At 71.2% G+C, this 15,268-nt stretch carries 5 protein-coding genes; 4 read left to right on the forward strand and 1 reads right to left on the reverse strand.

What is annotated here, in order from left to right; genetic code table 11:
- Window positions 1-178: 178 nt before the first annotated feature.
- The 3 genes from IE242_RS25480 (at window position 179) to IE242_RS25490 (ending at window position 2,645) form a co-directional block, all read left to right on the forward strand.
- Entirely contained in the window at window positions 179-1,192 is a 1,014-nt protein-coding gene (locus tag IE242_RS25480; RefSeq protein WP_189863135.1) for an ATP-binding cassette domain-containing protein, read from the forward strand.
- Entirely contained in the window at window positions 1,189-1,992 is an 804-nt protein-coding gene (locus tag IE242_RS25485; protein WP_189863137.1) for an ABC transporter permease, read from the forward strand. Before IE242_RS25480 ends, IE242_RS25485 begins: the two co-directional genes overlap by 4 nt.
- Window positions 1,993-2,153: 161 nt before the next feature.
- Complete coding sequence (locus tag IE242_RS25490) at window positions 2,154-2,645, forward strand: hypothetical protein (RefSeq protein ID WP_229859435.1); 492 nt, start codon at window positions 2,154-2,156, stop codon at window positions 2,643-2,645.
- 87 nt (window positions 2,646-2,732) lie between these two features.
- Here IE242_RS25490 and IE242_RS25495 read toward each other — a convergent pair whose 3' ends face one another.
- Window positions 2,733-3,965 carry a cytochrome P450 family protein gene (locus tag IE242_RS25495; RefSeq protein ID WP_189863139.1) on the reverse strand — a complete coding sequence of 411 codons (1,233 nt, stop codon included), beginning with the start codon at window positions 3,963-3,965 and terminating at the stop codon, window positions 2,733-2,735.
- Window positions 3,966-4,178: 213 nt separating this feature from the next.
- On the opposite strand from IE242_RS25495, the gene IE242_RS25500 reads away from it, so the two are divergent.
- Window positions 4,179-15,185, forward strand: a complete 11,007-nt coding sequence (locus IE242_RS25500) for a non-ribosomal peptide synthetase (protein WP_189863141.1) — start codon at window positions 4,179-4,181, stop codon at window positions 15,183-15,185.
- Window positions 15,186-15,268 lie beyond the last annotated feature (83 nt).

Raw genomic sequence — 15,268 nt, forward strand, 5'->3', positions numbered from 1 at the left:
CTGCCGGTTGGTTAGAAGAAATTGAAGTCCGGTGGTTCTCGGACCCTGGCGCACATAGTTTCGACACTGATCGTATGAGGTCTTTGAGGTAGCGGGCGATATTCGCTGCGGGCCACTCGAACGGGATCTCGCGTTCCTGGGTTGCCTCGGATCTCGCCGACGCGTGGTGAGGAGTCTGATGGATATCGCAATCTCCGCGGAAGGCCTGCGGAAGCGCTATGGAGACAACGAGGTGCTCAAGGGCGTCGGCTTGTCCGTCGAGGCCGGCACGGTGTACGGGGTCCTCGGGCCCAACGGCGCCGGCAAGACGACCATGGTGCGCATGCTGGCCACCCTGCTCCAGCCCGACGCGGGCTCGGCCCGGGTGGCCGGCTACGACGTGGTGACCCAGGCCCACGAGGTGCGGCAGCGCATCGGCCTGACGGGTCAGTACGCCGCCCTGGACGGCGAACTGACGGGACGTGAGAACCTGGTGCTGCTGGGCACGCTGATGCACCTGGGCCGCAAGCAGGCCCGTATCAGAGCCGAGGAGCTGCTGGAGAGGTTCGGCCTCACGGACGCCGCAGACCGGCCCGTACAGACCTACTCGGGCGGCATGCGCCGTCGGCTCGACCTCGGCGCCAGCCTGATCGCCAGCCCTCCGGTTGTCTTCCTGGACGAGCCGACCACCGGGCTCGACCTGGTCAGCAGAACGGCGCTGTGGGACATGGTGCGCGAGCAGGTCGCCGCGGGCGTGACAATCCTGCTCACCACGCAGTACCTGGAGGAGGCCGACCAGCTCGCCCACCGCATCGCGGTGATCGACCAGGGGAAGCTGGCTGCCGAGGGCACCCCCGACGAGCTGAAGAGCGCGGTGGGCGGCGAGCGCCTGGAGATCACCGTGCGCACCCCGGAGATGGCACGCGCCGCGCTGGCCCCTCTCTCCTCCGTGGGCTCCGCCGCGCCGGTGATCGACGACACCGGGCTACGGGTGTCGGCGGCGTTGGAGACCGGATTCGCCGGTGTATCCAAGGCCGCGGCCGAACTGCAGCTCAGCTCCGTGGAGGTGCTCGACTTCGTGGTGCGCCGCCCCTCGATGGACGAGGTGTTCCTGGAACTCACGGGCCACCGGGGCCTGTCGAGGCCCGACGGGTCGAACGCGCCGGACGAAGCCGCCCACGACGTGGGCGAACTGGAGGTGACGCAGCGATGAGCAGCACGTACTCCTACCTGCTGAGCGATTCGGCCGCCCTCGTCGGGCGGCACATGACTCACCTCAGGCGGACGCCGCAGAAGATCATCGCGGTCACGCTGATGCCGATCATGTTCGTAGTGGTCTTCGGCTACCTCTTCGGCAGCTCCATGCAGGTGCCCCAGGGCGACTACCACGAGTACATCATGGCGGGCATCTTCGCCCAGATGATGCTCTCCAGCGTCATCAACACCGGTGTGGGAGTGGCCGAGGACCTGAACAACGGCCTGGTCGAGCGGTTCCGTTCGCTGCCGATGGCGCAGATCTCGGTCCTGATCGGCCGCACCCTGTCCGACCTGGTGCTCAACGCGATCTCCTGCGTGGCCATGCTCCCGGTCGGCTTCCTCATCGGCTGGCGGCTGCACGCGGGGCCCTTCGAGGTGCTCGCGGGCTTCCTGCTGCTGTTGCTGCTCGGATACGCCATGGCCTGGCTCGGTGTGCTGATCGGGCTGGCCCTGCGCCACCCGCAGGCGGTGAACTCGGTGGCCATGGTCATCGTCATGCCGCTGGCGTTCCTGTCCGCGACGTTCTACCCGCTCAACAACCTCCCGGGCTGGCTTCGGACCGTCGCCGAGTGGAACCCGGTGACCACCGTGGTCACCGCCATGCGGGAGTTGTGGGGCAATCCCACGGGCATGGGCGACGATCCGGCGTTCCCGCTGCGCTACCCGGTGTCCTGCTCCCTGATCCTGATAGCCGTGCTCCTGGTCGTGGTGGTCCCACTGACGAACCGCGCCTACCGGCGTGCCACGGCCCAGTGAACCGTACTTCGGCCTCCGGCGGCAGACGCGGCCTCCTGAGCAGGCTTTCCTTCTCCGGAGGCCGGCCGCCGGCGGCCCGGTTGGCCCCGAAGCCGCTGCCGGCCGAGCTCCCGTCGTCCTCGCCGGCCGGGGCGGCGCGCCACGTGGCCGGGGAACCGGGCGTGCCCCCGTCGGACGTGCCGCGTTGGGCCAGGACCACGGCGCACATCACCGCGGGCATCACCGTGCCCTCGGGGCTGTGGCGCGTGGCCCTGGTCGCCGGGGTCCCCAAGGTGGTCCCCACGATCGATGCCAGCCCCGGGGAGCGGACGTACATTCTCGGCCTCTCCGTCATGGGGGAGGGACTCGCGCTGGCGACCCTGGGGCTGGTGCGGCCGTGGGGCGAGATGGTGCCCCGCTGGGTTCCCGGCCTCGGTGGCAGGCCCATCCCGGTCATGGTGCCGGTGATGATCGCGGGGGCGGGCTCCGTCGCGACGACGGCCGTGTGCGGGTACGCCGCCTACCAGTGGGCGGTCCGCCCGCCGCTCGGCAACCGGCTGCAGAACACGGTGGTCACCGTCTGCTACGCGCCCCTGCTGGCCTGGGGCCCGCTGCTGGGTGCCGTGACCGTCTCGTACTACCGGCGCCGTACCCGGCGGTGCTCCGGGGCCTGACGCACCCGGTCACGGCACACGAAGAGGGCCCGGGATCCACTGTCGCGGATCTCGGGCCCAAGTCTGTGGGTCGACGCCGGCGTGGTGCTACGCGGGAGGTCCGAAGACCACCGGCAGTGAGGCCAGCGGGCGGACGACCAAACCGGGCTTGTAGCGCAGTTCGGACGGGTCCACGGCCAGCCGGACGCTGGGGAAGCGCTCGAAGACCCGCTGGACGGCGACCTCGGTGAGCGCCCTGGCCATGTGGTTGCCGAGGCAGTAGTGGATGCCGTGCCCGAAGCTGACGTGCTGGGAGGGCCTCGGGCGGGTGATGTCCAGCTCCTCCGGGCGGTCGGGGAAGGCATCCGGGTCGTGATTGGCCGACGCGAGCGAGATGATGACGATCTCGTCCTGCGGAATCCGCACCCCGCTCAGCTCGACCGGCTCCAGTGTGACCCGCTGCAGTGAGGTGATCACCGGTGCTGTGTAGCGCAGCAGCTCGTCCAGAGCGCTTGGCAGGAGGCTGAAGTCCGCCGCGATCCGCGCCTTCTGATCCGGGTGGGTCAAAAGCGCCGTGAACGTGCTGTTGATCATGGCCGTCGTGGTGTCGTTGCCGCCGGTCATCAACCCGAACGACGTCGACAGCGCCTCCTTGGCGTTCAGGCGTTTGTCCTCGTCGGCGTGGACCAGGGCGGAGAGCAGATCGTCTTCGGGACGGCGCTGCTTGCGGGCGATCAGATCCTGGAGGTACTCCGAGAGCTCCTTGGTGTGCTTGGCCTTGACCCCGGTCGGGTCGGAGGCATCGACGACACGCAGCGTGTTCGTCCACACCAGGAAGCGCGGCCAGTCGCTCGCCGGCACCCCCATCAGTTGGGCGATGGTGACGATCGGCAGCGGCTCGGAAAGGCCGGTGTTCAGATCCCGGTTGCCCGTGCTCTCCATCTCGTCGAGCAGGTCGTCCACGACCTTGGGCCAGCCCTCGCGCAGCCCCCTGACCCGCTTCGGGGTGAAGGCGAAGCTGAGTGCTTTGCGCAGCGGCGTGTGCCGAGGCGGGTCGGAGTTGGCCAGGTGGTTGCTGATCTCGTCGGTGGTCTTCAGCTCGACACCGAGTTGTCTGCCGAGCGATCCGTACAGCTTGCCGATGTCGCGACTGAGCCGGGGGTCGGCGAGGGCTGTGCGCACGTCGTTGTAGCGGGTCACCACCCAGGCCCGTACCCCGTCCGGTGTCTCGACCTTGGCCACCGGCTGGTCCCGGCGCAGCTGGGCGAGAATGGGATAGGGATTTTGAGTGTACTCATCGCTGAACATCCAGTACTTGGACAGTGTGCCGGAGCCCTTCACCCGAGCCCCTTTCATATTGTCGATATCTGGCAATGGTCGATGCTGCCACGGCGCCGGGGCAGAGACATGCGCACAATGAATTCTTTGCAGCGCCGTTGATGCCGTGGCTGCGTGGGACAAGACTCGCCGTTCAAGGTGACCGCCCGGACCAGGACGTTGCGCGCCGGGGGCAGAACGAGTTCCGTTCCGGAAAACGATGTGGAGAGTCCCTCAATGACGCGAGCAGCCATCGAAGACGTCCTTCCGCTGTCACCGCTGCAGGAAGGAATGCTGTTCCACGCCCTGTACGAGGAGCAGAACCTCGATGTCTATGTCGCCCAGATCGTCATCGACCTCGAGGGCGAGCTGGACGCCGAGGCGATGCGGGAGTCGGCGGCTGCGCTGCTGCGCCGGCACGCGAATCTGCGGGCCAGCTTCCGCTACGAGAAGCTGAGCCGGCCCGTGCAGGTCATTCCGCGCGAAGTGAAGGTGCCCTGGCGCGAGTTCGATCTCACCGGGCTCGACGACGCGGACCGCCACGCCGAGGCGGAGCGGCTCGTCGCCGAGGACGCCGCCCACACGTTCGACCTCTCCGCAGGGCCGCTGCTGCGCTTCACGCTGGTGAAGTGCGGCGAGCGGCGCAACCGGCTGATGTTCAACTCCCACCACATCCTGCTCGACGGCTGGTCCACCGCACAGCTGCTGCACGAACTCTTCGAGATCTACGAACGCCGCGGCGACACCTCGGGCCTGGCGAAGCTCACCCCCTACCGCGACTACCTCGGCTGGCTGACCGCTCAGTCCAAGCCCGCCGCCGAGGCAGCCTGGCGCACCGTGCTCAGCGGTCTGGAGGAACCCACCCTGATCGCCCCGGGCGACTCGGGGGCCACGGTGCCGCCGGCCCACCTCACCTTCACCATCCCGCGGGAGCTGACGGACCGCGTCCGGGAGACAGCGCGCCGCCACGACCTGACGCTCAGCTCCGTGTTCCAGGGCTGCTGGGCACTGCTGCTCGCCCAGCTGACCGGCCGCACCGACGTGGTGTTCGGCTCGACCATCTCGGGCCGGCCCGCCGAGTTGCCGGGCATGGAGACCATGGTCGGCCTGTTCATCAACACGGTGCCGGTACGGGTCCAGGTGCGGCCGCAGTGGAGCCTGCTCGACACCGTGGCCGACGTCCAGCACCAGACCACCGGGATGGTGCCGCACCACCACCTGAGCCTCCCGGACATCCAGCGCGCCGCCGGGCTCTCCACCCTGTTCGACACCCTCACCGTCACCGAGAACTACCCGATGGGCGGCGAGGACCTGAAGGAGCTTCCGGGCGACCTCACCATGGTGGGCGCCAAGGGCACGGACGCCAACCACTACCCGCTGAGCATCGCCGCGCTCCCCGACGACGCGCTGCGCCTGCACTTCGGCTACCGGCAGGAGATTTTCCGGCGCGCGGACATCGAGGCGATCGGCGAACGCTTCCGACGCCTCTTCGAGGTGTTCGCCGACACTCCCCGGTGCCTCGTGGGCCGTCTGCCCCTGCTGACGGACACGGAGGAGACCGGGCTGCTCGGTTTCGGCAGTCCCGCTGAGCCGTTCCCGGCCGGAGAGGTCGTCCCCGCGCTTTTCGCCGAGCAAGTGCGCCGGGACCCGGAGGCCCCCGCGCTCGCCTTCGAGGGCACCACCCTGTCGTACGCCGAGCTGGACCGGCGCTCCAACCGGCTCGCCCGCGCCCTGATCGAGCGGGGCGCCGGGCCCGAGCGGCTGGTCGCGCTCGCCCTGCCCCGCTCCGTCGACCTGGTCGTCGCCACACTGGCGGTGCTCAAGGCGGGCGCCGCCTACCTGCCGGTCGACACGTCCTATCCGGCCGAACGGATCTCCTACCTGCTCACCGACTCCGCCCCCGCCCTGGTCCTGGCCACCTCCGCATCGGCCGCCGTCCTGCCCGAGACGTGCGGCGCGCCGCGCCTGCTGCTCGACGACCCGACCGCCGTGCGCGCGATCGACGCCCACACCGACACGGACATCGCGGCGGACGAGCGGCTCGCGGAGCTGTCCCCGGCCAACGCCGCGTACGTCATCTACACCTCGGGCTCCACCGGGCGGCCCAAGGGCGTCGTGGTCCCCCACGCCGGCCTCGCGGGCCTCGTCGCCGAGCACATCGCGCGGTTCGGCGTCGGCCCCGGCAGCACGGTCCTGCAGTTCGCGTCCCCCAGTTTCGACGCCGCGGTCTGGGAGATGTGCATGGGGCTGCTCACCGGTGCCACGCTCGCCCTCGCCCCGGCCGAGCGGCTGCGGCCCGGCCGCGCGCTCGTCGAGCTGGTCGCCGAGCACCGGGTCACCCACATCCTCATCCCGCCCGCCGCGCTGGGCGTGCTCTCGCCGGGCGATCTGCCCTCGGTGCGTGTGCTCATCGTCGGGGGCGAGGCGTCCGCGCCGGAGCTGGTCGAGGCGTGGGCGACCGGTCACAGCATGATCAACGCCTACGGGCCTACCGAGGCCACGGTGGCCGCCTCGATCAGCGGCCCGCTCTCGGGCGCCGAGACCCCTCCGATCGGCACCCCCGTCGGCACCGCGCGGCTGCGCGTCCTCGACGACGCGTTGCGGCCCGTACTGCCGGGTGTCACAGGCGAGCTGTACATCTCCGGAACCTGTGTCGCCCGCGGTTACCTGGGCAGGCCGGGGCTGACCTCGGAGCGTTTCGTCGCCGATCCGTTCGCGGGCGACGGCGCGCGCATGTACCGCACGGGTGACCTGGTGCGTTGGAAGGCCCAAGGCACCGGCGCCGTCCTGGAGTTCGCGGGACGCGCGGACGACCAGGTGAAGATCCGCGGTTTCCGCATCGAACTCGGTGAGATCGAGTCGGTGCTCGCCGCACACGAGCAGATCGAGCGCGCGCTCGTGGTGGTGCGCGAGCCGGATCCGGGCGACAGGCGGCTCGTGGCCTACCTGGTGCCCGCCGAGGGTGCCAAGGCGCCCCGGCCCGCGGCGCTTCGCGAGTACGTGGGGGCCTCGCTGCCCGAGTACATGGTGCCGTCCGCGTTCGTCACGCTGGACGACTTCCCGCTCACCCCCAACGGAAAGCTGGACCGCAGGGCGCTGCCTGACCCGGAGATCGCCGCGGAGCTGTCGGGGCGCGCGCCGCGCACCCCGCAGGAGGAGATCCTGTGCGCGCTCTTCACCGAGATCCTCGGGGTCGGCGCGGTCGGCGCCGACGACAACTTCTTCGAGCTCGGCGGCCACTCCCTGCTCGCCACGCGACTGGTCACCCGGGCCCGTGCGGTGTTCGGGGCCGAGCTGTCGCTGCGCGCCGTGTTCGAGACGCCGACCCCTGCGGCCATCGCCCGCCGGCTGAACGAGGCCGCCGCCGACCGGCCCGCGCTCCGGGCGGGACCGCGCCCTGAGCGCGTCCCCCTCTCCTTCTCCCAGCGCAGGCTGTGGTTCCTGGACCGCTTCGACGGCTCGAAGTCCATCTACAACGTCCCGCTCACGGTGCGCGTCACCGGCGATCTCGATGTGGACGCGCTGCGGGCCGCTTTCCACGCCGTGATCGAACGGCACGAGAGCCTGCGCACGGTCTTCCCCGATGCCGACGGTACGCCCTACCAGCGCGTCCTCGACCCGTCCCAGGTCAGGCTCGACCTCACCGTCATGGACCTGGGCGAGGACCCCGGCCGGCTCACCGAGACGCTCGCCACCGAGGCCGGGGCCGGCTTCCGCCTCGCCGAGGAGATCCCGCTGCGGGTACGGGTTCTGCGCACCGGCCCCCGGACGCACGTGCTGCTGGTGCTGATGCACCACATCGTCGGCGACGCCTGGTCGCTCGGTGCCTTCGGCCATGACGTGTCGGTGGCGTACGCCGCGGCGCTGGAGGGCGCCGAGCCCGAGTGGAGCCCGCTGCCGGTGCAGTACGCGGACTACACGCTGTGGCAGGAACGGGTACTCGGCGACGAGACGGACCCCGACAGCACGGTCTCCCGCCAGCTCGCCTACTGGAAGAAGGCCCTGGACGGCATACCCGACGAGCTGAACCTGCCCACCGACCGCTCGCGCCCGGCGGTGGCCGGCTACACCGGCGGCACCGTCGGCTTCCACCTCCCCGAGGAGGTGCACCAGCGGCTGCTCACCCTCGCCCGGACCTCCCAAGCCAGCCTGTTCATGGTGCTCCAGGCCGGGCTCGCGGTGCTGCTCTCCCGTTTCGGAGCGGGCCAGGACGTCCCGATCGGCACGCCGATCGCGGGGCGTGGTGACGACGCGGTCGACGATCTGATCGGCTTCTTCCTCAACACGCTGGTGCTGCGCACCGACACCTCCGGCAACCCGACGTTCCACGAGCTCATCCATCGGGTGAGGGAGACGGACCTGGCGGCCTACGCCCACCAGGACCTGCCCTTCGAGCGGCTCGTCGAGGAGCTGAATCCCGACCGCTCGCTCGCCCGGCACCCGCTGTTCCAGGTCATGTTCACCGTGCAGAACAACCGGCGGGCCGAACTCCGCCTGCCCGGGCTGCAGGTGGAGCCGTACGACTACTTCGCTGACACCGCCAAGTTCGACCTGTTCGTCGGGCTGACCGAGCAGCACGGCGCCGACGGGCGCCCCGACGGCATGACCGGCTGGATCGAGTACAGCGCCGACCTGTTCGACCGGGAGACGGCCGAGCGGCTCGCCGACGGCCTCGTGCGGGTGCTGGCCGCGGCGGCCGAGGACCCGAAGCGGGCCATCGGTTCGCTGGATCTCCTCGACCCCATCGAGCGCCACCGCCTGGTCATCGGCCACAACGACACCGCGCGCGACATCGACGAGGCACACCTGCCGGAACTCTTCGAGCGCCAGGTGCGGGCGCTGCCGGACACCCTGGCCGTGGTGGCCGGCACCGACCGGCTGACGTACGCGGAACTCAACACGCGGGCCAACCGGCTGGCCCGGCTGCTCATCACGCGCGGCGTCGGCCCCGAGGACACCGTCGGCATCGCCCTGCCGCGCTCGGCCGAGCTGCTGGTCGCGGTGATCGCCGTGCTCAAGGCGGGAGCCGCCTACCTGCCCGTCGACGCGCAGTACCCGGCCGACCGCATCTCCTTCATGCTCGCCGACGCGGAGCCCTCGGTGGTGCTGACCACCACCGGGGTCCTGCCGGACGGGCACGCCGCTCCGGTCCTGAACCTCGATGCCCCGGACACCGCGCGGGCGCTCGCCGCGCAGCCGGACACCGACCCCGGCGACGCCGACCGCGTCCGCCCCCTGCGGGCGCAGAGCCCGGTCTACGTCATCTACACCTCGGGGTCCACCGGCCGTCCCAAGGGCGTCGTGATGCCGGCGGCCGCGATGGCCAACCTGATCTCCTGGCACCACGCGGAGGTCGGGGGCACCGCCGGGACGCGCGTCGCCCAGTTCACCGCGATCAGTTTCGACGTGTCCGCGCAGGAGATCCTCTCCACGCTGCTCACCGGCAAGACGTTGGTCGTGCCGGAGGACGACATCCGTAAGGACGCGGTCGCCTTCGCCCGGTGGCTGGACGAGCAGCGCGTCAACGAGCTGTACGCCCCCAACCTCGTCCTCGACGCCCTGGTGGAGGCCGCGCTGGAGAACGGCGTCGCGCTCACCGAGCTGCGGGCCGTCGCCCAGGCGGGCGAGGCGCTGGTCCTCACCCCCAGGCTGCGCGAGTTCTGCGCCGCCCGCCCGGCGCTGCGACTGCACAACCACTACGGGCCCACCGAGAGCCACGTGGTCACCGGGACCACGCTGCCCGCCGAGCCCGGCGACTGGCCGGCCACTGCGCCGATCGGCCGACCGGTCTGGAACGACCGGGTCTACGTCCTGGACGACACCCTCGGCCCGGTCGCCCCCGGTGTCGTCGGCGAGCTGTACCTGGCCGGCACCGGACTTGCCAGGGGCTATCTGAAGCGTCCGGCCCTCACCGCCGAGCGTTTCGTCGCCGACCCGTTCGGCCCGGCCGGTTCCCGCCTCTACCGCACCGGTGACCTCGTGCGCTGGGGCAAGGACGGCCAGATCGAGTACGTCGGGAGGGCGGACCACCAGGTCAAGGTCCGCGGCTTCCGCATCGAGCTGGGCGAGATCGAGTCGGTGCTCGCCGCGCACGAGTCCCTCGCCTCGGCGGTGGTTCTGGCCCGGAAGGACCGGCCCGGTGTGCGCCAGCTCGTCGGCTACGTCGTCCCCGCCTCGGACCGCACGGCGCCCGGCGTCGCGGAACTGCGGGCGCACGTGGCCGCCGCACTCCCCGAGTACATGGTGCCCTCGACATTCGTCACCCTCGACACACTGCCGCTGACCCCCAACGGCAAGCTCGACCGCAGGGCACTGCCCGCTCCGGTGTCCGGCGAGACCGCTCGGCGAGCCCCGGCGACACCGCAGGAGGAGGCCCTCTGCGGGCTGTTCGCCGAGGTGCTGGGCCTGCCAGAGGTCGGCGTGGAGGACAGTTTCTTCGAACTTGGCGGCCACTCCCTGCTCGCCACCAGGCTGATCAGCCGGATCCGCACCACCCTTGGGGTCGAACTGGCGGTGCGCGACCTGTTCGAGTCCCCGACCCCCGCCGGCCTCGCCGTCCCGGTCGCCACCGCGGGCCAGGCCCGTACGGCGGTGACCGTGCGCGAGCGGCCGGAGGTGGTGCCGCTCTCCTTCGCCCAGCGCAGGCTGTGGTTCCTCAACCGCTTCGAGGGGCCGAACTCCACCTACAACCTGCCGGTCCCGGTGCGGCTGACGGGCCGTCTGGACCGTACGGCGCTGGCCGAGGCGGTGGCGGACGTGGTCCGCAGGCACGAGAGCCTGCGGACCGTCTTCCCTGAGGTCGACGGCCGCCCCTGTCAGGTCGTCCTCGACGTGTTCCCGGAGCTGACCGTCGTCGAGACCGACGAGGACGGGCTCGCCGCCGCCCTCGCCGAGGCAGCCGCGTACCGGTTCGACATCCGTTCCGAAACACCGGTGCGGGCCTGGCTGTTCGCTCTGGGCGAGGACGACCACGTCCTGCTGCTCGTGGTGCACCACATCGCCGGGGACGGCTGGTCCATGGCCCCGCTCGGCCGGGACCTGTCCGCCGCCTACGAGGCCAGGGCGGCGGGCCGCGCGCCCCGGCTCGACCCGCTGCCGGTGCAGTACGTGGACTACACGCTGTGGCAGCACTCCGTACTGGGTAGCGAGGAGGACCCCGACAGCGTCATCGCCCAGCAGGCCGCCTTCTGGCGTGCCGCGCTGGAGGGGGCCCCGGAGGAACTGGCACTGCCCACCGATCACCGGCGCCCGCCGACCCCGAGCTACCGCGGCGGCACCGTGCCCTTCACCGTCGACGCCGAGGTGCACCGCCTGCTGCTCGGCCTGTCCGGTGAGCGCCGTGCGAGCCTGTTCATGACCGTCCAGGCGGGGTTGGCCGCACTGCTCAGCGGTCTCGGCGCGGGCCAGGACATCCCGATCGGCACGGCCGTGGCGGGCCGCACCGACGACGCGCTCGACGACCTCGTCGGGTTCTTCGTCAACACCCTGGTCCTGCGCACCGACCTCTCCGGCTCGCCCACGTTCACCCAACTGCTGGACCGGGTCCGTGAGACCGACCTGGCGGCGTACGCCAACCAGGACGTGCCGTTCGAACGGCTGGTGGAACTGATCAACCCCGAGCGTTCGCTCGCCAGAACCCCGCTGTTCCAGGTGATGCTGTCCTTCGAGAACAACGCCCGGGCCGTGCTCGACCTGGACGGGGTGACGGCCTCCACCCAGGAACTCGGTTTCGACGTGGCCAAGTTCGACCTGTCCTTCAGCCTCGCCGAGAATCACTCGGCCGACGGGGCCCCGGCGGGCATCGAGGGCGTGCTCTCCTACAGCTCCGACCTGTTCGAGCGGGAGACCGCGGAACTCCTCGTCCGCAGGCTGGTGCTGGTGCTCGGCGAGGTCGCGGCCGACCCGGACCAGCCGGTCGACCGGATCGACGTCCTGTTCCCCGGCGAGCGGGCACGGCTGCTCGAGGAGTGGAACCGGACGCCGCGCGAGGTGCCGCGGGCCACCGTGCCCGAACTGTTCGCCCGGTGGGTGGACACCACTCCGGACGCGCCGGCCCTGTACTTCGGCGACCTCGAACTGTCCTACTCCGAACTCGACGCCCGAGTGACCCGGTTGGCCCGGCTGCTGACGGCGCGTGGAGTGGGCGCCGAATCGATCGTGGCCGTGTCGATGCCGCGCTCGCCCGAGCTGATCGTGTCCCTGCTCGCGGTGATGCGAGCGGGCGGCGCGTATCTGCCCATCGACCCGGACTACCCCGCGGAGCGCATCGCGCACATGCTCCGGGACAGCTCCCCCGCCCTCCTGCTCACCGTCGGCGAGGTCGCGGACCGGCTCCCGCCCTCCGACGTCGAGCGGGTGCTGCTGGACACCCAGAACCTCGATGCCGAGGAGGCGGTGGGATGCCCGTTCCTCTCCTCCGGTGACCTGCCGGTTCCCTCATCCCTGGACAGCCCCGCCTACGTCATCTACACCTCGGGGTCCACCGGTCGCCCCAAGGGCGTCGTGGTCACCCACCGCGGTGTGTCCAGCCTGCTGGAGTCCCAGATCGACCGGTTCGGGGTGGGCCCCGGCGACCGGGTGCTGCAGCTCTCCTCGTCGAGCTTCGACGCCGCGTTCTGGGAGCTGTGCGCGGGGCTGCTGTCCGGCGCCGCCCTAGTCGCCGCCCCTGCCGAGCGGCTGGCACCCGGCGACGACTTTGTCGCACTGCTGGCCCACCACTCGATCACCCACGCGCTGATCACGCCGGTCATGCTGTCTGCCCTCCCCGACGACGCACTGCCTGAGCGCATGACTCTGGCGGTGGGGGGCGAGGCGTGCTCACCGGAGCTGGTGGGCCGGTTCGCTCCCGGGCGACGCATGGTCAACGCCTACGGGCCGACCGAGGCCACCGTCGCCGCGACCATGAGCTCCCCGCTCGTCGACGCGGTCGTGCCGCCCATCGGCCGCCCTGTCGCCAACAGCAGGCTGTACGTCCTGGACTCGGCGCTCCGCCCGGTGCCGCCCGGCATCTCGGGCGAACTGTACGTCGGCGGGCCCGCCCTGGCGCGCGGCTACCTGAACCGGCCCGGTCTGACCGCCGAGCGGTTCGTGGCCGACCCCTTCGGACCCGCGGGGAGCCGGCTCTACCGCACCGGCGACCTGGTCCGCTGGGGCGACGACGGCGAGTTGCGGTACGTCGGCCGCGGTGACGCGCAGGTGAAGATCCGGGGCTTCCGCATCGAACTCGGCGAGATCGAGGCGTGTCTGCTCGCCCGGGACGAGATCACCGCGGCCGTGGTCCGGGTCCGGGAGGACACGCCCGGCCGCAGGCAGCTCGTCGCGTACGTGGTGGCGGGCGATCGCGGGCCGGACCTGGCGGAACTGCGCGAGCACGCGGCACGGTCGCTGCCCGACTATATGGTCCCCGCGGCGTTCGTGGAGCTGGACGCCCTGCCGCGGACCGTCAACGGCAAGCTTGACGAACGCGCCTTGCCCTCCCCCGACTTCGGTGAAGGAGTCTCACTGCGCGAGCCGGCCACCGAGCCGGAGAAGGTGCTGTGCGAGGTCATGGCTCAGGTGCTGGGACTGCCGGCGATCGGTGTCGACGACAACTTCTTCCACCTCGGCGGCGACAGCATCGTCTCCATCCAGCTGGTGGCCAGGGCCCGCGCGGCCGGGCTCGTCCTCACCCCCAAGGACGTCTTCCGCCACCAGACGGCCGCCGCGCTCGCGGCCGTCGCCACCCCCTTGCCCGAAACCCGGGCCGAGGACCCGGACGGGGGCATCGGGGAGGTCCCCGCGACGCCGATCATGCGCTGGCTGCGCGAGCGGAACGGCCCGATCGACCGGTTCAACCAGTCGATGTTCCTCCAGGCACCCGCGGCGCTCGACGAGGAGCGGCTGACCCGAACCGTACAGAGCCTGCTGGACCACCACGACGCCCTGCGGGCCCGGCTGGAACGCACCGATGACGCCTGGACCCTGGTGGTGCCCGAACGCGGTGCCGTCCAGGCCGGAAAGCTGATCCACCGGGTGGACGTCGCCGGGCTGGACGACACGGCCCGTCGAGCCCGCTACGCGCAGGAGTGCGATGCGGCGCTCGGCCGGCTCGCTCCCGACGACGGCACGATGGTGCAGTTCGTCTGGTTCGACGCCGGTCCCAAGGAACGCGGCAGGCTGCTCTTCGCGGCACATCACCTCGTCGTCGACGGTGTCTCCTGGCGGATCCTGCTGCCCGATCTCACGGCCGCCTGGGCGGCGGTGCGGGTGGGACGCACACCGGAACTGGAGCCGGTGGGCACCTCGCTGCGCCGCTGGTCGCAGTCACTTCTCACGGAGGCGGCGCGACCGGAGCGGGTTGCCGAACTCTCCCTGTGGCAACGGCGGCTGGCCGACGCCCCCGAGCCACTGGCCGAGCTCGTCCTCGACCCTGCCAGGGACCTGAGCGGCACCCTGCGCTCGCTCAGCGCCCAGCTGCCCGCCGGGACCACCACGGACCTGCTCACCCGGCTTCCGGCCCTGTTCAACGGGTCCGTCGACGACGTGCTCCTGTCCGGTCTGGCCCTCGCCGTCACCGACTGGCGTCGGCGCCGCCACGGGAGCGCCGGGCAGGGTCTGCTCGTCGCCCTGGAGGGGCACGGCCGTGAGGAGATCGTGGAGGACTGCGAACTGTCCCGTACGGTCGGCTGGTTCACCAGCCTGTACCCGGTGCGCCTGGATCCGGGCCGGATCGACTGGGTCGACGTCTGGAAGGGCGGGCCTGCGGTCGGGGACGTGCTCACCCGGGTCAAGGAGCAACTGCGCACCGTGCCCGACAAGGGCGTCGGCTACGGACTGCTGCGCCACCTCAACCCGGACACGGCACCGTCGCTCAGTGGACTGCCCGAACCGCAGATCGGCTTCAACTACCTCGGCCGCTTCGAGACGTCGGCCGCGCCCGACGCCGCGGACTGGGCGCTGGCGCCCGAAGCCGGGGCCGTGGGCGGCGAGGACCCGGACATGCCGGTCGCGCACGGCCTGGAGATCACGTCGTCCGTCCAGGACGGCCCCGACGGGCCCGTGCTCCATGTCCTGTGGCAGTGGCCGGCCGCGCTCCTCGACGAAGCGGTGGTACGCGACCTCTCCGACACCTGGGTCCGGGTGCTGGAGGCGCTCGCCACGCACGCCGAGGCTCCGCAGAGCGTCCGCTTCACCCCGTCCGACGTGGATCTGCTCGACGTCAGCCAGGCGGAACTGGACGAGCTCGCCGGCGAGCTCGACGGGTGACCGGACCCGTGGTCCGGCACTGCCCCGACGCCGCCACTTCGGAGTTGTTTATCTGCGGCCTGCTCCTGGTCGTGGGGCGGCTA

The sequence above is a fragment of the Streptomyces poonensis genome (assembly GCF_014650915.1).
Taxonomy (GTDB): domain Bacteria; phylum Actinomycetota; class Actinomycetes; order Streptomycetales; family Streptomycetaceae; genus Streptomyces; species Streptomyces poonensis.

Excerpts from the sequence above, each read along its gene's own strand:
- IE242_RS25480 (WP_189863135.1), top strand. The coding sequence starts at position 179 with ATGGATATCGCAATCTCCGCGGAAGGCCTGCGGAAGCGCTATGGAGAC.
- IE242_RS25485 (WP_189863137.1), top strand. The coding sequence starts at position 1,189 with ATGAGCAGCACGTACTCCTACCTGCTGAGCGATTCGGCCGCCCTCGTC.
- IE242_RS25500 (WP_189863141.1), top strand. The coding sequence starts at position 4,179 with ATGACGCGAGCAGCCATCGAAGACGTCCTTCCGCTGTCACCGCTGCAG.